Source organism: Streptomyces sp. NPDC004065 (assembly GCF_044903565.1).
In the GTDB taxonomy this organism is placed as follows: Bacteria; Actinomycetota; Actinomycetes; order Streptomycetales; family Streptomycetaceae; genus Streptomyces.
In genome coordinates, this window is sequence record NZ_JBJDQT010000013.1 from 83174 (window position 1) to 100909 (window position 17736).

18 protein-coding genes are annotated in these 17736 nt (G+C 71.3%); 5 read left to right on the forward strand and 13 right to left on the reverse strand.

Going from position 1 to position 17736, the window contains the following annotated elements:
* Nucleotides 1-13 precede the first annotated feature (13 nt).
* The 6 genes from ACI2LW_RS16290 to ACI2LW_RS16315 form a co-directional block, all read right to left on the reverse strand.
* Nucleotides 14-313: an RNase A-like domain-containing protein gene (locus tag ACI2LW_RS16290; protein ID WP_404731848.1), complete on the reverse strand. Its 300-nt coding sequence runs from the start codon at nt 311-313 to the stop codon at nt 14-16.
* A gap of 48 nt (nt 314-361) precedes the next feature.
* Entirely contained in the window at nt 362-1093 is a 732-nt protein-coding gene (locus ACI2LW_RS16295; protein ID WP_404731849.1) for a hypothetical protein, read from the reverse strand.
* A gap of 1 nt (nt 1094) precedes the next feature.
* A complete protein-coding gene (locus ACI2LW_RS16300) occupies nt 1095-3044 on the reverse strand; it encodes an RNase A-like domain-containing protein (protein ID WP_404731850.1) in 1950 nt (649 codons plus the stop codon).
* Nucleotides 3044-3358 (reverse strand): WXG100 family type VII secretion target, encoded by a 315-nt coding sequence (locus ACI2LW_RS16305; protein ID WP_404731851.1) that lies wholly within the window; start codon nt 3356-3358, stop codon nt 3044-3046. The genes ACI2LW_RS16300 and ACI2LW_RS16305 overlap by 1 nt, the downstream gene beginning before the upstream one ends.
* Before the next feature lie 36 nt (nt 3359-3394).
* Nucleotides 3395-3817 (reverse strand): WXG100 family type VII secretion target, encoded by a 423-nt coding sequence (locus ACI2LW_RS16310; protein WP_404731852.1) that lies wholly within the window; start codon nt 3815-3817, stop codon nt 3395-3397.
* A gap of 219 nt (nt 3818-4036) precedes the next feature.
* On the reverse strand, nt 4037-4942 hold the full coding sequence (locus ACI2LW_RS16315; RefSeq protein ID WP_404731853.1) for a D-alanyl-D-alanine carboxypeptidase family protein: 906 nt from the start codon (nt 4940-4942) through the stop codon (nt 4037-4039).
* 218 nt (nt 4943-5160) lie between these two features.
* Here ACI2LW_RS16315 and ACI2LW_RS16320 point away from each other — a divergent pair, with 218 nt between their 5' ends.
* Nucleotides 5161-5811 carry a GntR family transcriptional regulator gene (locus tag ACI2LW_RS16320; RefSeq protein WP_404731937.1) on the forward strand — a complete coding sequence of 217 codons (651 nt, stop codon included), beginning with the start codon at nt 5161-5163 and terminating at the stop codon, nt 5809-5811.
* 194 nt (nt 5812-6005) lie between these two features.
* Entirely contained in the window at nt 6006-7301 is a 1296-nt protein-coding gene (locus ACI2LW_RS16325; protein ID WP_404731854.1) for a nitrate/nitrite transporter, read from the forward strand.
* A gap of 266 nt (nt 7302-7567) precedes the next feature.
* Here ACI2LW_RS16325 and ACI2LW_RS16330 read toward each other — a convergent pair whose 3' ends face one another.
* Nucleotides 7568-8392, reverse strand: a complete 825-nt coding sequence (locus ACI2LW_RS16330; protein WP_404731855.1) for a maleylpyruvate isomerase family mycothiol-dependent enzyme — start codon at nt 8390-8392, stop codon at nt 7568-7570.
* Nucleotides 8393-8616: 224 nt separating this feature from the next.
* Here ACI2LW_RS16330 and ACI2LW_RS16335 point away from each other — a divergent pair, with 224 nt between their 5' ends.
* Nucleotides 8617-9411, forward strand: a complete 795-nt coding sequence (locus ACI2LW_RS16335; RefSeq protein WP_404731856.1) for a carbon-nitrogen family hydrolase — start codon at nt 8617-8619, stop codon at nt 9409-9411.
* Nucleotides 9412-9540: 129 nt separating this feature from the next.
* On the opposite strand, the gene ACI2LW_RS16340 is transcribed toward ACI2LW_RS16335, so the two are convergent.
* The 4 genes from ACI2LW_RS16340 to ACI2LW_RS16355 all read right to left on the reverse strand — a co-directional run bounded on the left by ACI2LW_RS16340 (nt 9541) and on the right by ACI2LW_RS16355 (nt 13908).
* Nucleotides 9541-10038, reverse strand: a complete 498-nt coding sequence (locus tag ACI2LW_RS16340) for an LURP-one-related/scramblase family protein (protein ID WP_404731857.1) — start codon at nt 10036-10038, stop codon at nt 9541-9543.
* Nucleotides 10039-10152: 114 nt separating this feature from the next.
* Complete coding sequence (locus ACI2LW_RS16345) at nt 10153-10404, reverse strand: DUF6458 family protein (RefSeq protein ID WP_404731858.1); 252 nt, start codon at nt 10402-10404, stop codon at nt 10153-10155.
* Between the two features lie 228 nt (nt 10405-10632).
* Complete coding sequence (locus tag ACI2LW_RS16350) at nt 10633-11937, reverse strand: M18 family aminopeptidase (protein ID WP_404731859.1); 1305 nt, start codon at nt 11935-11937, stop codon at nt 10633-10635.
* 144 nt (nt 11938-12081) lie between these two features.
* A complete protein-coding gene (locus ACI2LW_RS16355; RefSeq protein WP_404731860.1) occupies nt 12082-13908 on the reverse strand; it encodes an acyl-CoA dehydrogenase in 1827 nt (608 codons plus the stop codon).
* Nucleotides 13909-14103: 195 nt separating this feature from the next.
* On the opposite strand from ACI2LW_RS16355, the gene ACI2LW_RS16360 reads away from it, so the two are divergent.
* Nucleotides 14104-14586, forward strand: a complete 483-nt coding sequence (locus tag ACI2LW_RS16360) for an SseB family protein (protein WP_404731861.1) — start codon at nt 14104-14106, stop codon at nt 14584-14586.
* Between the two features lie 108 nt (nt 14587-14694).
* Nucleotides 14695-15672, forward strand: a complete 978-nt coding sequence (locus ACI2LW_RS16365; RefSeq protein WP_404731862.1) for a pirin family protein — start codon at nt 14695-14697, stop codon at nt 15670-15672.
* 244 nt (nt 15673-15916) lie between these two features.
* Here the strand turns inward: ACI2LW_RS16365 and ACI2LW_RS16370 are convergent, their stop codons facing one another.
* Both ACI2LW_RS16370 and ACI2LW_RS16375 read right to left on the reverse strand, forming a co-directional pair.
* Nucleotides 15917-17167 (reverse strand): cation:proton antiporter, encoded by a 1251-nt coding sequence (locus ACI2LW_RS16370; protein WP_404731863.1) that lies wholly within the window; start codon nt 17165-17167, stop codon nt 15917-15919.
* Nucleotides 17168-17171: 4 nt separating this feature from the next.
* Nucleotides 17172-17684: a cation:proton antiporter regulatory subunit gene (locus ACI2LW_RS16375; RefSeq protein WP_404731864.1), complete on the reverse strand. Its 513-nt coding sequence runs from the start codon at nt 17682-17684 to the stop codon at nt 17172-17174.
* Nucleotides 17685-17736: the final 52 nt, after the last annotated feature.

A 17736-nucleotide genomic window follows, 5' to 3' on the forward strand; every position in this document is an offset into this window, starting at 1 on the left:
CGCGTGGGTTCCGCTACAGGTGGATCGGGAAAGTGGCGTGCACGGCGAAGCCGTGGGGGCGGGAGGGGTCCCGGCGGAGGATCACCCGGGCGGCCCGCACGTCCACCGCCCCCCGGCCGGCCAGCATCATGGCCTGCAACAGCACCCGTCCGACCGGTTCGCGCCGGGAGGGCCAGGACGCCTCGATGGTCAGCCGGGAGCGTGTGGACCGCGCGAGCCAGCGGTGAATGACCTGTTCGTTGGCGGTGACGACCTGCTGGGTGGCCCACTGGGCGGTCTCGCGGTCGGGGTAGGTGGCGGAACGGGTGCGCATGGCGGGTCGATCGTCTCCTGCTCGGTTCTGTCCCGGTGTTCCCGATGTCTACTTGCGCGGCTCCCACAGGGGTGAGTGGGACTCTCGCAGATGCTCGATGCACAGGCGGGCGAAGAGCGGGAAGAAGTCGGTGAAGTCCTCCGTGCCCGATCCGCCGGCCATGGCCGCCGAACTGAAGAACCGGTCCATCTGCTCCTCGGTGTGGAAGACGGCCACGGCCTGGTAGCACTCGGCGACCACGCTCGGCAGGTCCCACGGGCATCGGGGATGGGTCTCCTCGATGTACATGCGGATGCCCTCCTCGGAGGTGGCGTCGTGCATGTCGTCGCTGATCGCGACGCCGTCCTGGCCGAAATAGATGGGCAGAATCTGACTGAAGCGCGGGAAGCGGAGACTCAACTCCCAGGTGTCCATGGGCCTTGCGCAGAACGTCTCCAGGTCCGCGCCCCAGTTGTCGACGTAGTCGGCGATCTCGCGCAGGACGCCGGGTGTGCGCTCCTCGGTGGCCGCGCGGGGCAGGTTCTTCAGCGCCTTGTGCGAACCGTCGGGGAAGGCCTCGAAGAGGTCCGCGGCCAGCCGCAGTTCCGCGGAGATCTCGGCCGGATGCCGTGCGCCGTCCACGCTCGCGGTGCGCAGTCCGCGCACCAGAGTGAACAGGTGCTCCCGCCACTCGGCGGCGTCGTCGGGGATCCTCTTGCTCCACCCCTCGTACGGCGACAGAAGCGTACGGGCTCCGGCCAGCTGCCAGTATTCGACAGCTTTCCCGTGGGTGGGCGTCATACTAACTTCCTGCCTTCTGGGTCAGATTCTTCGGCATCGACGTCATGACGGTGAAAGGGGGATCGAGGTCGTCGTTGTAGACGAGCCGGGTCTCCACACCGTCCACGTATCTCGCTCTGCCGGCCGGGAACGGGTCGTTCTGGATCTCGCTCTTGTCGATGCTGCGTCCGCTGTGGCCGTACGGTGTTTCCGAAACGCTCACGTCCAGCCGCGCACCGTTCGCCGGCTTGCTCTTGATCCAGTCCGAAATCCTGTTGTCATTCTTGTCCAGATTGTATTGAGTCAGCTTCTGTGCGGACTCCATGTCCCGGAAAGAGGAAGCCTCCGCGATTTTGGGCTGGCCGTACGGCCAGGCGGTTCCCGGCCGGGGCGGCTTCTTCAGGTCGTCGCGCAGACGCTGCGCCAGCTGGTCGTCGGTGAGGCCGACGTGCTTCGAGGCGGTGTGGGAGTTCTCCAGCCACTCGGTGGACGCCAGGTCCACCCGGTAGACGCCGTCGTCCGTGTCACCGGGCCGCGTCCACACATGCCCCGGCTTGAAGTCGGTCAGGGAGCGCGCCCCGAACGCCTCCGCGCGGGCCTCCTCCGCCTCGTAGGCCGGAGCGCTGATGGCCGCCTCGTGGAGTTCCGGGAGCAGTTTGCGCAGCCTGTCCGCGCCGTCGTGGAACGCCTTGTGGCAGGCCTCGACGGCGGCGTCGCATCCCGACTTGTCCATGTGCGAGCGGAACTTCAGGACGATTTCCGCGAAGGTGGCGTACGCCGACAGCTTCGTGAACTCCTCCCACGAGAAGCCGTCCGGCGTCATGTCCCTGACGGTCGCCTTCGCGGCCTCGACCGCCAGACGCTCGGTGGTTCTCCGGCACTTCTCGGCGGCGTCCGCGACATCGTGGAAGATCTGCTTGATCTCCTTGCCGGACTTCTGCAGCACCTCGATGACCGGCCGGCGCGCCGACGGCGCCGCCTTCGGGTTCGTACGCCAGTCACGGCCGCCCGGCTGGGACGGCGGCACCGCCTCGTTGTCCGTGCCGCGGCGGCCGCCCCACGCGGTGCTGCCCCAGATCGACTGGCAGAAGGCGTTCATCGCGCTCTGCCAGTCGCTGTTGCCGCTGTCCGTCAGATACTCGATGTGCCCGGTGAAGGCATCGGCCGACTTTCCGGCCGACTCCCCGGCGGCCGCCCAGGCGTCCCCGATGGTGCGAAGGTCGCCGGTCCGAGCTCCCGGGGTGATCTCGTGGGTCTTGCCGAGGCGCAGTCCCTCCTCGATGGCCGGCCTGATGAGGTCGGCCAGGAAGTCGGGGACGTTGCCGATGGCCGCCACGAAAGGCACGTCCGAGTCGTCCCCGGTACCGGTCCACTTGATCGACGCGACCGGGCCGTAGGACGCCTTGCCGACGCCGATGGGGGGATCCCGGCGAGGGGGCGGTCCCTGGATTCCCCGGGAGGACCAGTCGGCGGCCTGGTAGTGGTTCGCGGTGACGGTCAGTCCGACCGACACGCCGCCGATGCCGGCCACGCACCTGGACCAGGTCTCCAGGAACTCCTTGGCCACGTCGTCGTAGGCGGCGGCGAAGTCGTCGGCGCCGCTGCCCTTGCCCGCCGCCTGGCGGTGATCGACGTCGTGCACCAGCCGGGTGGCCCTCTTGTGGAAGCCGACCTGCTCGTCACGGATCACCGCGGACGTGTAGTAGACGTGGCCGGGCTTCACGTCGAATCCGCCACCGCTGCCGGGCGGCGGCTGCTTCAGCTGGTCGCGTTCCCAGCGGCGGCGCGCGTCCGAGGGCAGACCGTCCCGTCCGGTGGGCGGTGGGGGCGGGGGCTGGGGGTCGGGGTCCGGCGAAGGGCCGGGACTGGGCTCGGGCTCGGGCCGGGGCGACGGGTCGTCGCCGTCCCCTGCGCCCGCTCCGGCCGGGGGACTCGCGGACGGGGCCGGCTGCGGCGGGGGAGGCGTGGCCATCAGGCGGCCCCCCACCCGCGCAGGACCGCCTTGTGAGCCGCCGCGTAGTTTGCGTGTCCCGTGGTGACGTACTCGTGGAGCCACTTCTGGGCCGCCTGGAGGTCCTGGGCGGAATGGTCCCACTCGTCGAGTTTCTGTACGAAGACCTCGCGGGCCTCGCCGTTCCAGGACAGGACGACCGGCTCGACGCGGTCGTAGAGGTCGTCCAGCTTGCCGTTGAGCTTCTTGAGGATGTCCTCCAGCTCGGTGGCCAGCTCGTGGAGGGTGGCGAAGGAGACGGCTATGTGGTCGTCGGCAGCGGGCCCGGTCGACATGTTCCCCCTTGTGTCGATGGCGTGTTGTCGTCGTCCTCAGTAGGAGTCGAGGCTGCTGCGCGGCGGTTGCGGTGCGGCGGCCGGACCGGGAGTGGACAGCCGGTCGGCCTCGCTGCCGACGTCCACGTGGACGGACCGCATCTGCTGCAGCACGTCCAGGTCGTGCCGGGAGAAGCCGTCCCGGCTCATCCGCACGGCCTGCTCCAGCAGTTTCATCACTTCGCGGATGCGGACGGCGTCCTCGGCCGCCGCGCGGTGGAACACGCGGTACGCGGTCGCCGCCGGCCCCTTCCAGCCCGCCTCGATACGGTCCACCAGCCCGTCCATGCGCTTCACCTGTTTGTCCAGGTGGTCCTGCATGTCGTCCAGGTCGTCGGCGAGCCTCGTCAGGTCCTTGCCGGACACCCGCAGGTCCGCGCCGTGGGCGCCGTGTGCTCCGCCGGGTTCGCGCACCGCCATGCCGTACTCCCCCCTGTGCCGGCACCAACTCCCGTTCGGACAAGGATCATACGATCGTGCGCCCTCGCCACGCCGGGGCGGGCACCTGGGGCGGCGCTCCGGGCGCTGCGCGTGCAGGCGCGCGTGAAGCCGCGCGTGAAGGCGCGTGAAGGCGCGTGAAGTCGCGCGTGCGAAAGGGCCCGCCGGTGCGCGGCGGGCCCTTCTCTTCGGCGGGGTGGGTCAGCCCAGGCGGGCGAAGCCGTAGTTGAGGAGCTTCGTGGCGTCCGTCGCGCGCTGCGAGATGGACGAGGAGGCCAGGACCGTGCCGATGACCGTCTTGTTGTTCCGGGTCGCGGCGAAGACCAGGCAGTACTTGGCCTCCGGGCCGGAGCCGGTCTTCACGCCGATGGCGCCCTTGTAGCTGCTGAGCAGCGTGTTGGTGTTCGTCCACGTGGCCATCGTGCGGGTGCTGCCCGTCTTGGTGACGGTCCTGGCCGTGTACGACTTGGTCTTCACGATCGTGCGGAAGGTGCTGCTCTTCATCGCACTGCTGGCGATCTTCGTCAGGTCGCGCGGCGTGGAGTAGTTGCTGCCCTTGCCGATGCCGTCGAAGGAGTCGAAGTGGGTGTTCTTCAGGCCGAGGCTCGTGGCGGCGCTGTTCATCTTGCCGATGAAGGACTTCACGCGCGCGTCCCGCGACGAGCCGGAGCCGAACTTGTCGGCCAGCGCGTACGCGGCGTCGCAGCCCGAGGGCAGCATCAGGCCGTACAGCAGCTGGCGGACGGTCACCTTGTCGCCCACGATCAGGTGGGCCTGGGAGGCGTTGTTCTTCACGACGTAGTCGCTGTACGCCTTCTGGATGGTGACCTTCGCGTCGAGGTTGAGCTTCGGCTGGGCCAGCACGACCTTCGCCGTCATGATCTTCGTGGTGGAGCCGGTGGACAGCCGGGTGTCCGCCTTCTTCGTGAACAGCGTCGAGCCGTTCGCGTTGTTCATCGCGTAGCCGCCCTTGGCCACGATCGACGGCGCGGTGACGGCCTGCGCCGGAACGGTGGTGAGCGCCCCGGTGGCCAGCACGGCGCCCGTGGTGACGGCGACGGCGGCGGCTCTGCGGAGGCGGTGGGTGGCCTGGATGCCGGTTTTCAAGTGATGTACCCCGAATACGTCGAATGCCCCTATGGTGCGGCCGAATTGAGTGCCCGTTGGGTGCCCACGAAGGGGGGCCGCATCTGTCTGACTCGTAACTAGCACAGATGGTTGTGCGGTCGCTGAGGAGCTTTCCGGACGGACCGGGGAGGTCCGCATGCCGGACGGAACACGTCATGCGTACGTGATGTATCTATGCTGTGGGCATGAGCCTGGCCGTGAAGCAGTCCGTGAAGCAGCCCCCCGCTGCCGACCGTGTGTACACCCATGTCAAACAAGCCGTCCTGGAGCGCCGCTACGAGGGCGGCACGCTGCTGACCGAGGGCGAGCTGGCCGAGGCCGTCGGTGTGTCGCGCACGCCCGTGCGCGAGGCGCTGCTGCGGCTGGAGGTGGAGGGGCTCATCAAGCTGTACCCGAAAAAGGGAGCCCTCGTGCTGCCGGTCTCCGCGCAGGAGATCGCCGACGTCGTCGAGACCCGGCAGCTGGTGGAGGAGCACGCGGCCAGGAAGGCCGTACCGGCGGCGCCCCGGCTGATCGAGCGGCTGGAGGAGCTGCTGGCCCGGCAGAAGGAGCAGGCCGCCGCCGGGGACTTCGCCGCGGCCGCCGTCACCGACCGCTGCTTCCACGCCGAGATCGTGCGCAGCGGCGGCAACGACATCCTCTCCCGGCTCTACGACCAGCTCCGCGACCGGCAGTTGCGGATGGGCGTCGCCGTGATGCACTCCCACCCCGACCGGATCGCCAAGACGCTCGCCGAGCACGAAGAGATCCTGGACGCGCTGCGGGCGGGGGACGCCGACGCGGCCGTCGGGGTCGTCCACCGGCACGTCAGCTGGTTCTCCCATCTGGCGCGGGGTGAGGTCCGGTGAGTTCGTCCTCCGGTCTCCCGCCCGGGTCCTCGTCCGATTCGCCCTCCGGGTCCCCGTCCGATTCGCCGTCCGGGGCTTCGTCCGATCCGTCCTCCGGGCGTTCCGCACAGTCCGGTCCGGCCGGTTCGGTCGGTTCGGCCGGTTCAGCCTGTTCAGCCCGTTCGGCCTCCGGGGACTCCGGGGCCGCCGGCTCGGTGTCGCGCCCCGCGCTGCCCGGTGACCCGCCCGGGGGCCGGCGTGCCGTCGCGGTGTGGAGCATCGGCGTCGCCGTCTACTTCGTCGCCGTCATCTTCCGTACGTCGCTGGGCGTCGCCGGCCTGGACGCCGCCGACCGCTTCCACGTGGGCGCCTCCGCGCTGTCCACGTTCTCCATCCTCCAGCTGCTCGTCTACGCCGGCATGCAGATACCGGTGGGCCTGCTCGTCGACCGGCTCGGCACCAAGAAGGTGCTGGGCCTGGGCGCGGTGCTGTTCACGGCCGGGCAGCTCGGCTTCGCCTTCTCGCCGTCGTACGGCACCGCGCTCGCCTCGCGCGCCCTGCTGGGCTGCGGGGACGCCCTGACCTTCATCAGCGTGCTGCGCCTGGGCACCCGCTGGTTCCCGGCGCGGCGCGGGCCGCTGGTCGGCCAGCTCGCCGGTCTGGCCGGCATGGCGGGCAACCTGGTCTCCACGCTGGTCCTGGCGCGGCTGCTGCACGGGCTGGGCTGGACCGCGGCGTTCGCGGGCAGCGCGCTCGCCGGAGTGGTGGTGCTGGTGCTGCTGGTGCTCTTCCTGAAGGACCATCCCGAGGGGCACGAGCCGGAGCCGCTGCCCCACCAGGGCTCCGCCTACGTGCGCCGGCAGATCGCCGCGGCGTGGCGGGAGCCGGGGACCCGGCTCGGGATGTGGGTGCACTTCACCACCCAGTTCCCGGCGATGGTGTTCCTGCTGCTGTGGGGGCTGCCGTTCCTGGTCGAGGCGCAGGGCCTCGGCCGGGCGGCCGCCGGGGAGCTGCTGACCCTCGTCGTGCTGTCCAACATGGCCGTCGGGCTCGTCTACGGGCAGATCGTCGCCCGCCACCACGCGGCCCGGCTGCCGCTCGCGCTGGGCACGGTGGCGGCGACCGCGCTCCTGTGGGCGCTGACGCTGGCGTACCCCGGCGGGCGGGCGCCGATGTGGCTGCTGGTGGCGCTGTGCGCGGTGCTGGGGGCGTGCGGGCCGGCGTCGATGATCGGGTTCGACTTCGCGCGGCCGGCCAATCCGCCCGAGCGGCAGGGCACGGCGTCCGGGATCACCAACATGGGCGGCTTCATCGCCTCCATGACCACGCTGTTCGCCGTCGGCGTGCTGCTGGACGCGACCGGGGACGACTACGTCGTCGCCTTCTCCTCCGTGTTCGTGCTGCAGGCCCTGGGGGTCAGCCGCATTCTGCGGCTGCGCGGGCGGGCGGCCGCGCGGGAGCGGGAGCGGCTCGTCGCGAGCAGGGTGTCCTCGGTGCACGTGCCGGCGTAGGCGTGGCGTCCGGCGCGGGTGCGGCGCGCCCGGGGCCGCGGCTGCCGGGCTCCGCCGCCCGCCCGTGGGGCCTGGCCCGGACCCGCCTGCGGCGGCCCCGGGCGGACCCGCTGCCGTGGCCCCGTCCGAAAGCCGCCGCCGGGCGCCGGGCGTGGCCCTCACGCCGCCGTGTCCGTGCCCCCGTGCCCGGGTGCGGAAGGGGCGCTCAGGCCGCCCGTGCCCGGGCTCTGCCCGTGCCCGTACCCGGATGTGCGGGCACGGGCGTGCTACTGCGTCACCGTGAAGTGGCGCAGTATCGCCGTCGCCAGGTCCTGGTCGCCCTCGGTCTTCACCCGGTCCGCGACCGCTTCCGGGGTGACCCGGCCGCAGGCCAGGCGGACATAGGTCTCCCAGTCGAGAGTGAGGGCCGCGGCCGGGCCGAGGGCCGGGGCCGTCTCGAGGGTGCCGCGGCCCTGGATGTCCACGCGGACCGTGCGCAGGAACTCCACCGGGCCGTGGACGTCGAAGACCACCGCCGAGCTGCGCGGGGCGCCGGCCGCCTCAGCGACCACGGCCGGCAGCTCGGCCAGCAGGTGGTCGCGGGTGATGAGGGCGCCGGGCGAGTCCAGGTTCCCGGGACGGCCGAGGGCCGCGCGCAGGTCCTGTTCGTGCACCCAGATGTCGAAGGCGCGGTAGCGCATCGCCTCCTCCAGGGTGATCTCCGCGCCGAGCGGGCCGCGCACCTTGGTGCCGGGGTCGCGGCTCTCGTTCCGCAGCTGGCGGTTGCGGCGGATGATCGTGTACTCCAGCTCGGAGGTCATCTCCGGCGCCGTGTGGTGGCGGCGGACGTCGACCTGCATCTCCATGTAGCGCTGGTGCTCGTTGGTGACGTGGAACAGGTCGCGCGGCAGCGAGTGGATGGGCCGCGGATCGCCCAGCAGCTCGCAGTCCATGCCGATGACGTGCGAGACGATGTCACGGACGGACCAGCCGGGGCAGGGGGTCCGCCGGTTCCACTCGCCCTCCACGAGCGGCTGCACCAGCTCGGATATCGCCTCGACGGAGTGGGTCCAGGCATCGGCGTAGGGCTGGAGGGTGGGATGCAGACTCACGGAACGGGACCCCTCGGCGGTCGGTACACGGGCAGGTTGTCGCGGCATTGCCAGTGGGAGGTGGCGGCGGTCGGCGGGCGTCTTGGACTCCTCCCCCCAGGCTCTCGCTCCGCTGCGAGCAGGGGGAGACCCCCAAGTTACGCTGCTGTGAGGCACCCCGGCAGTGCTTTCGTGTGACGATCGTAGGCCCGTGTGGACGACTCGAATGCCAGGACGGTGGTAGTGTGCGCGCCTCGCTGATCCAGATTGCCGTGGACGAGGGCGAATCGGTCGAATCGCGCCGGCGGCGGGCGGCCGCGCTGGTACGTGAGCAGGCCGGGGCGGATCTCGTCGTGCTGCCGGAGCTGTGGACGACCGGGGCCTTCGCCTTCGAACGCTTCGGCGAGGAGGCCGAGCCGCTCGAAGGGCCGACGTACGAGGCCATGGCGAAGGCGGCGAGCGACGCGGGCGTCTGGCTGCACGCCGGCTCGATCCCCGAGCGGGACCCCGAGGGCCCGCTCTACAACACTTCCCTGGTCTTCGGTCCCTCCGGGGACCTGGCGGCCGCGTACCGCAAGATCCACCGCTTCGGTTTCGACCGGGGCGAGGCCGTGCTGATGGGGGCGGGGCGCGAACTGGTGACCGTGCGCCTGCCGGAGACCACCCTCGGCCTCGCGACCTGCTACGACCTGCGTTTCCCCGAGCTGTTCCGCGGGCTCGTCGACGCCGGGGCCCAGACCCTGGTGGTCCCGGCCGGCTGGCCCGAGCGCCGGCGCGCGCACTGGACGCTGCTGGCCCGGGCGCGGGCGGTGGAGGACCAGGCGTTCGTACTGGCGTGCGGAACGGCCGGGACGCACGCCGGGGTCCCCCAGGCGGGTCACTCGGTCGTGGTCGATCCCTGGGGCGAGGTGCTGGCGGAGGCGGGCGCGGGCGAGGAGGTGCTCACGGTCGAGTTCGACCCGGGCCGGGTGGCCGCCACCCGGGAACAGTTCCCCGCCCTGAAGGACCGTGTCCTGGGCCTGGAACCCCCGCGCCGCTAGCCGGCCCCGCACGCGGCCCGGGCCCGCCGGGACCCGGCCGCGCCCGCCGGGGCCCGCCGTGCCCGGGTCCACGGGGCCCGCCGTACCCGCGCCCGCCGAACCCGGGCTCGCCGTACCGGGCAGGACGGGTCAGCCCCGCTCCGCCCGCTCCCGGTCCGCCAGGTGGATCACGCACACCGCCACCGCGATCAGCAGCGCCGGATCGGCGTCTTCCCGTACGACGTCGACACTGTAGGTGTCCACCACGCTCAGCCACCGGCGGGAGATCACGGCCAGCAGTTCGCCGTCGTACTCGACGGCGAACTCGCGGTCGAGGATCTTGCCGTGGACGTCGAGTTCGGTGCCGTCCACCAGGGTCACGCGGTAGTGGTTGCGCAGCAGCGACAGCCGTTTGCGCCGGATCGTCGCCAGGTCCCGGCCGTCCCGCTCGATCACCATGGTGTCGCGCAGGGAGAGCATCTTCCGGCGGATGTCGATCAGCACCCGGCCCTCGGTGTCCTTCAGCTCGAAGGTGTCCCGCAGCCGCATGGCCTTGCCGTCGACGAGGAAGACCCTCTCGCCCCGCTCGTTCTCGATCCAGTAGTCGTCACCGATCCCGAGGATGCGGTCGCGCACGAGGAATCTCATGCCCTCACCGCTTCCCCGGCGCGCCCCGCCCGACGCGAGGGGTAGGCCGACGGGCTGAGGCGTGGGGGCCGCCGGCGGGGCGGCACCGGTGTGCCAGGTGGGGCGGGCGTGGGCTCACACGCCGTATCCGTCGCTGTAGCCGTCGCGCGTGTGGTGGTGCCGTTCCTCCTCGACGACCGTGGTCGTGGGCGGCACCATCACACGGCGGCGCCGGGCGATGCTGCTGAACGTCGTGACGCCGATCAGACCGACGATCATGAGGATGACGCCGACCAGGTCGAGGTTGACCCCCTGCATGTGCCAGTCGGTCGCGAACGTGAGGATGGCTCCCACGGCGATGAGGATGATGCACCCGCCGAGGCCCATGAGTGTCGCCTCCTAGTCCGGTGTCGGGTCCGGTGGTTCCGGTCTGTTCCGGTCCCTTCCGGTGGACTCCGGGTACCCCCACGCCGGGTGAGCATGCGCCAGACCGCCGCGGCCGCTTCGCCGTTGGGCCCCGGCGCCCAGCCGCGCCGGGCCTGGCCGGTGAGACGGCGCCCATCCGCACGGGGCGGCCCGGTGCGCGCCGGGCGGGTGCGCGCCGGGCGGGTCCGCTCAGCCCTCCAGGAACGCCGTCAGGGCGCGGGCCAGCAGGAACGGGTCGTCGGCGGAGCACAGTTCGCGGGCGCTGTGCATGGACAGGATGGCCACGCCGATGTCGACGGTGCGGATGCCGTGCCGGGCCGCGGTGATCGGGCCGATGGTCGTGCCGCAGGGCATGGAGTTGTTGGAGACGAAGGACTGGAAGGGCACGCCGGCCTTCTCGCAGGCCGCCGCCCACACCGCGCGGCCCGAACCGTCGGTCGCGTAGCGGTTGTTGACGTTGACCTTGAGGATAGGGCCGCCGCCCGCGCGCGGGTGGTGCGTGGGGTCGTGCCGCTCGGCGTAGTTGGGGTGGACGGCGTGGCCGGTGTCGGAGGACACGCAGACGGTGCCGGCGAAGGCGCGCGCCCGGTCCTCGAAGGAGCCGCCGCGCGCGAACACCGAGCGCTCCAGCACGGTGCCGAGCAGCGGGCCGTCCGCGCCGGTGTCCGACTGGGAGCCGTTCTCCTCGTGGTCGAAGGCGGCCAGGACCGGGATGTACGGCAGGGACGCCGCGCCGTCGGCGGTCGCCACGGCCGCCAGGGCCGCGGTGGCGGCGTGCACGGACAGCAGGTTGTCCATGCGCGGGCCGGCCACCAGTTCCCGGTCGCGGCCCAGGTAGGCGGGCGGTTCGACGGAGTGCGTCATGAGGTCCCAGCCGGCCGTCCCGCCCGCCGGCAGGCCCGCCTCCTGCTCGAGGAAGGAGATCAGGTCGCCGTCGCGGACGTCGTCGCCGAGGCCCCACACGGGCTGCAGATGGCGCTGCTTGTCCAGCTTCAGGCCCTCGGTGGACACGGTGCGGTCCAGGTGGATGGCCAGCTGGGGGACCCGCAGCAGCGGGCGGTCGACGTTCACCAGGCGGGTGGAGCCGTCCCGGAGCGTGAGCCGGCCGGCCAGGCCCAGGTCGCGATCCAGCCAGGAGTTCATCAGCGGGCCGCCGTAGATCTCCACGGCGATCTGCCGCCAGCCGTGCGCCCCGGTGTCGGGCAGCGGCTTGACGCGCAGGTTGGGCGAGTCGGTGTGCGCGCCGACGATGCGGAAGGGCGTGTGCGGCGCGGCGCCCTCGGGGACGTACCAGGCCACGATCGCGCCGCCGCGCAGGACGTACTTGCCGCCACTCGTGCCGTCCCACGCGTCCGTCTCGGCGACCTGCCGGAAGCCGGCCTTCTCCAGCCGTTCGGCGGCGTTCGCCACGGCGTGGTACGGCGACGGGCTGGCCGCCAGGAAGGACATCAGGTCGTCGGTGTGGCCGCGGTCGAAGCGCTGGCTTGTACTCATGGGTTCACCTTAACGACGGACGAGGGTCCGCTCCCGGCGGGAGCGGACCCTCGTGCGACGGCCACGGGCGCCTCGGGCGACGACGGCGACGGGCGCCTCGGGCGCGGGGCCCGGGCCGTGTCGCGCGACGTTGCGCGACGCGCTCTAGAACGCGGCCTCGTCCAGCTCCATCAGCTCCAGGTCGACGTTCTCGGAGACCTTGCGGGCCAGGGTGACGCCCGGCAGGACGTTGGCCGCGAAGAACTTCGCCGCGGCGATCTTGCCCTGGTAGAACGCCTTGTCCTTGGCGGAGGCGGTCTCGAGCTTCTCGGCGGCGATCGCGGCGCCCTTGAGCAGCAGGTAGCCGACGACCACGTCACCGGAGGCCAGCAGCAGGCGGGTGGTGTTCAGGCCCACCTTGTAGATGTTCTTGACGTCCTGTTCGGTGGCCGCGAGGTCGGTCAGCAGCAGGCCGACGATGGCCTCCAGCTCGACGGCCGCCTTGGCGAGGTGCTCGCGGGCGCCGGCCAGCTCCGCGCCGCCGGTGCCGAGCGCCAGGAACTTCTTGATCTCCTCGGCGAGGGAGTTCAGCGCCGCGCCCTGGTTGCGGACGATCTTGCGGAAGAAGAAGTCCTGGCCCTGGATGGCGGTGGTGCCCTCGTAGAGGGTGTCGATCTTGGCGTCGCGGATGTACTGCTCGATCGGGTACTCCTGCAGGAAGCCGGAGCCGCCGAAGGTCTGCAGCGCCTGGGCGAGCTGCTCGTAGGCCTTCTCGGAGCCGTAGCCCTTGACGATCGGCAGGAGCAGGTCGTTGAGCGCGTGCTCGGCCTTGGCGTCCTCGCCGGCCGCCTCCTTGACCTGGATGGCGTCCTGGACGGAGGCGGTGTACATCACCAGGGCGCGCATGCCCTCCGCGTACGCCTTCTGCGTCATGAGGGCGCGGCGCACGTCGGGGTGGTGGGTGATGGTGACCTTGGGCGCGGTCTTGTCCATGAAGTTGGCCAGGTCCGGGCCCTGGACGCGCTCCTTGGCGTACTCCAGCGCGTTGAGGTAGCCGGTGGAGAGGGTGGAGATCGCCTTCGTGCCGACCATCATGCGGGCGAACTCGATGATGCGGAACATCTGGCGGATGCCGTCGTGCTTGTCGCCGATCAGCCAGCCCTTGGCGGGGTGCTTGTCGCCGAACGTCATCTCGCAGGTGTTGGAGGCCTTCAGGCCCATCTTGTGCTCGACGTTCGTGGCGTAGACGCCGTTGCGCTCGCCCAGCTCGCCGGTCTCGAAGTCGAAGAGGTACTTCGGGACGAGGAAGAGGGACAGGCCCTTGGTGCCGGGGCCGGCGCCCTCGGGACGCGCGAGCACGTAGTGGAGGATGTTCTCCGACATGTCGTGCTCACCGGAGGTGATGAAGCGCTTCACGCCCTCGATGTGCCAGGAGCCGTCCTCCTGCTGCACGGCCTTGGTGCGGCCGGCGCCCACGTCCGAGCCGGCGTCCGGCTCGGTGAGGACCATCGTGGAGCCCCACTGCTTCTCGGTGGCGATCTTCGCTATGTGCTTCTGGACCTCGTTGCCCTCCTCGAAGAGGATGCCGGCGAACGCGGGGCCGGAGGAGTACATCCACACGGCCGGGTTGGCACCGAGGATGAGCTCGGCGTAGGCCCAGATCAGTGAGCGGGGAGCGGTGGTGCCGCCGATCTCCTCGGGCAGGCCGAGACGCCAGTACTCGGAGTCCATGAAGGCCTGGTAGCTCTTCTTGAAGGACGCCGGGACGGGCGCGGTGTTGGTCTCCGGGTCGAAGACCGGCGGGTTGCGGTCCGCGTCCGCGAAGGACTCCGCCAGCTCGTTCTCGGCCAGGCGGGTCAGCTCCTCCAGGATGCTCTTCGCGGTCTCGACGTCCATCTCCTCGAACGGACCCGTGCCGTACAGCTTGTCGCGGCCGAGTACTTCGAAGAGGTTGAACTCGATGTCGCGCAGATTGGACTTGTAGTGCCCCATGGCCACGGCTCCCGCTAAGGACTCGGCGAGGCACTGACTCCTCGCAACTGGTTCACGTACGGACAAGTAGCTCCGATGATGCTACCCGTCGGTAATAAGAAGCAACCCCGTGCCCGTGATCTGTGACCGAGCCCTCTCGCGCCCGTGCGCGCCATGGGTGAACGGCCCCTGGCGCGGGTCAGTAGGCTTGGCGGCATGTACGGATACGGGCAGCCGATGGACAGCGGTGCCGCACAGCAGGGATACGTCCCGCCGCAGCAGCAGATGCCCGGTGGTGTCGGCGGGTACGGCCAGCAGGCGCCCCTCTATCCCGAGCCGTCGCCGCCCTCGCTCGCGGACGCCGTGCGGGCGTTCACCACGGGGCAGATGCCCGCCGAGGACTTCCAGCAGGTGTTCGCCACGTCCAAGGTGTACTGCCCGCGCGGCGACAACCCCGGCTTCCTCGCCCTGCACAACACCCAGCAGCCGGTGATCCCGATGTTCACCTCGCTCAAGGAGTTGCGCCGGTACGCGGGCAAGGAGTCGAAGTACTTCGTGATCACCGGCGCCGAGGTGATCGACCTGCTCCCCACCGGGTACGGCTTCGTGCTCGACATGGAGGGGGAGCACCGGATCGTCTTCGACGCGAAGGCCGTCGAACAGATGGTCGAATTCGCGATGCGCCGGATGTACGGCTGAACCGGCACGGCACGGGAGCCCGGAGGGAATGTCCTCCGGGCTCCTTCTGTTGCCGGTAGCAGAAAGTTCAACGCTCAACTAAAGTTGGCCGCACAAGGAGGTACCGACATGCCTGCAGTGACCGTCGAGAACCCGCTGGCGCTCCCCCGTGTGGCCGCGCCGGCCGACGCGGTGGCCCGGCCCGTGCTCACCGTGACGACCGCGCCGAGCGGTTTCGAGGGCGAGGGCTTCCCGGTGCGCCGGGCGTTCGCCGGGATCAACTACCGCCACCTCGACCCGTTCATCATGATGGACCAGATGGGTGAGGTGGAGTATCAGCCCGGGGAGCCGAAAGGGACCCCGTGGCACCCGCACCGCGGCTTCGAGACCGTCACCTACATCATCGACGGGATCTTCGACCACCAGGACTCCAACGGCGGCGGCGGCACCATCACCAACGGCGACACCCAGTGGATGACGGCGGGCTCGGGCCTGCTGCACATCGAGGCGCCGCCGGAGCACCTGGTCATGTCCGGCGGTCTCTTCCACGGCCTGCAGCTGTGGGTGAACCTCCCGGCCAAGGACAAGATGATGGCCCCGCGCTACCAGGACATCCGCGGCGGCAGCGTCCAGCTGCTCACCTCCCCCGACGGCGGCGCGCTGCTGCGGGTCATCGCCGGTGAGCTGGACGGGCACGCGGGCCCCGGCATCACGCACACCCCGATCACGATGATCCACGCGACCCTGGCCCCGGGCGCGGAGATCACCCTTCCCTGGCGGGAGGACTTCAACGGCCTCGCGTACGTCCTGGCGGGCAAGGGCACGGTCGGCGCGGAACGCCGTCCGGTCCGCCTCGGCCAGACGGCCGTCTTCGGCGCGGGCTCCTCGCTGACCGTCCGCGCGGACGAGAAGCAGGACTCCCGCACGCCGGACCTGGAGGTCGTCCTCCTGGGCGGCCGCCCGATCCGCGAGCCGATGGCCCACTACGGCCCGTTCGTCATGAACACCCGCGAGGAGCTCATGCAGGCCTTCGAGGACTTCCAGAAGGGCCGCCTGGGCACGATCCCGGCGGTGCACGGGATGACGGAGTCCGGCCCGCAGGACTGACCGCACCACCGCGCACCCCCCGTGCGCACGCGCATGAGCCCCGCCCGGAACGGACGGGGCTCATGCGCGTGAGGACGGGGGGTGACGGGGGCGGGGTCCGCGCCGGGCGCGCCTTCGCGCGCTGCCTGCGCGGTGGCGGACGGAGTCGGTGCGGGCGGTGGACGGAGCTGGTGTGGTGGACCGGGTCGGTGCCGCCGTGGGCCGGCGCCGACTGCGGCGGAGGCGTGGCGTGGGGACGCCGGGCTCAGGGGCGGCCGACCGTGTCCTGGTCGCCGAGGGGCTCGTGCTCCGCGATCGCGGTCCCGGTCCCCGCGTCCTCGAGCCGGGGGGCCTTGCCCAGCCGCAGCGTCAGCCACCGGGCGGCGGGCTCGGTCCAGCGGGCGGTCAGCGGGCCCACGACCACCAGGATCAGGACGTACGCCGTGGCCAGGGGGCCGAGGGACGACTCGATGCCGGCGGTGACGGCGAGCCCGGCGATGACGATGGAGAACTCGCCGCGGGCGACGAGCGTGCCGCCGGCCCGCCAGCGTCCCTTGGCCGAGATGCCGGCCCGGCGCGCCGCCCAGTACCCCGTGGCGATCTTCGTCAGGGCGGTGATCACGGCCAGCAGCGCCGCCGGGAGCAGCACGGGCGGAATGCTGGCCGGGTCGGTGTGCAGGCCGAAGAAGACGAAGAAGACGGCGGCGAACAGATCGCGCAGGGGCGCCAGCAGGTTGTGCGCGCCCTCGGCGACCTCGCCGGACAGGGCGATGCCGACCAGGAAGGCGCCCACGGCCGCCGAGACCTGGAGCCGCTGGGCGAGTCCGGCCACCACCAGGGTCACGCCGAGGACGACCAGCAGCAGTTTCTCCGGGTCGTCGCTGGAGACGAAGCGGGATATGTGCCGGCCGTGGCGCACCGCGAGGAGCAGGACCAGTCCGGCCGCGCCGAGCGCGACGGCCAGCGTCACGCTGCCGGCGGCGAACCCGGCGCCCGCCAGCAGCGCGGTGACGATCGGCAGGTAGACCGCCATCGACAGGTCCTCCAGCACCAGGATGCTGAGGATGACCGGTGTTTCCCGGTTGCCCAGCCGGCCCAGGTCGCCGAGCACCTTGGCGATCACGCCCGAGGAGGAGATCCAGGTCACCCCCGCCAGGACCACGGCGGCGACCGGGCCCCAGCCGAGCAGCAGCGCCATGACGGCGCCGGGCAGGGCGTTGAGCGCGGCGTCGACGAGGCCGGCCGGGTACTGCGTCCGCAGGTTGGAGACCAGGTCGCTGGCCGTGTACTCCAGGCCGAGCATCAGCAGCAGGAGGATCACGCCGATCTCGGCGCCGGTGGCGACGAACTCCTCGCTGGCGCCCAGCGGCAGCAGCCCGCCCTCGCCGAAGGCGAGCCCGGCCAGCAGGTAGAGCGGGACGGGGGAGATCTGGAAGCGGCCCGCGAAACGGCCGAGCAGCCCCAGGCCGAGGATGATGCAGCCGAATTCGATCAGGAAGACGGGGGAGGAGTGCATACGCTCACTCCCGCCCGAGTATCGCGGCGGCCGCCTCCACGCCCTCGCGGGTGCCGATCACGATGAGCGTGTCGCCTCCGGCCAGGCGGAAGTCCGGAGCCGGCGACGGGATCGCCTCGGCCCGGCGCAGTACGGCCACGATGGACGCGCCGGTCTCGGTGCGCATCCGGGTCTCCCCCAGCAGCCGCCCGTTCCAGTGCGAGGTGACCGCCAGCTCGATGCGCTCGGCCACCAGGCCCAGCTCGGTGGTGGACAGCAGGTTCGGGCTGTGGTGGGACGGCTTCAGCGCGTCGATCAGCGCCTCCGTCTCCCCCGCGGTCAGCCGCACCGACAGCGCGCACGCGTCGGGGTCGTCCGTGCGGTAGGCGTTCACCGTCCGGGTCCCGTCGCGGTGCGCGACCACCGACAGGCGGCGGCGCTCCCGGGTGGTGAGGTCGTAGCGGACACCTATCCCCGGCAACGGTGTACTGCTCAGGCGTGGAGCACCCACGGCCGTCCCCCCCTGTCTCTTGGGCATAACTTTGGGAAACCTTTAGGTACACCCTACGGTGTCCCCCGATCACCGCGCG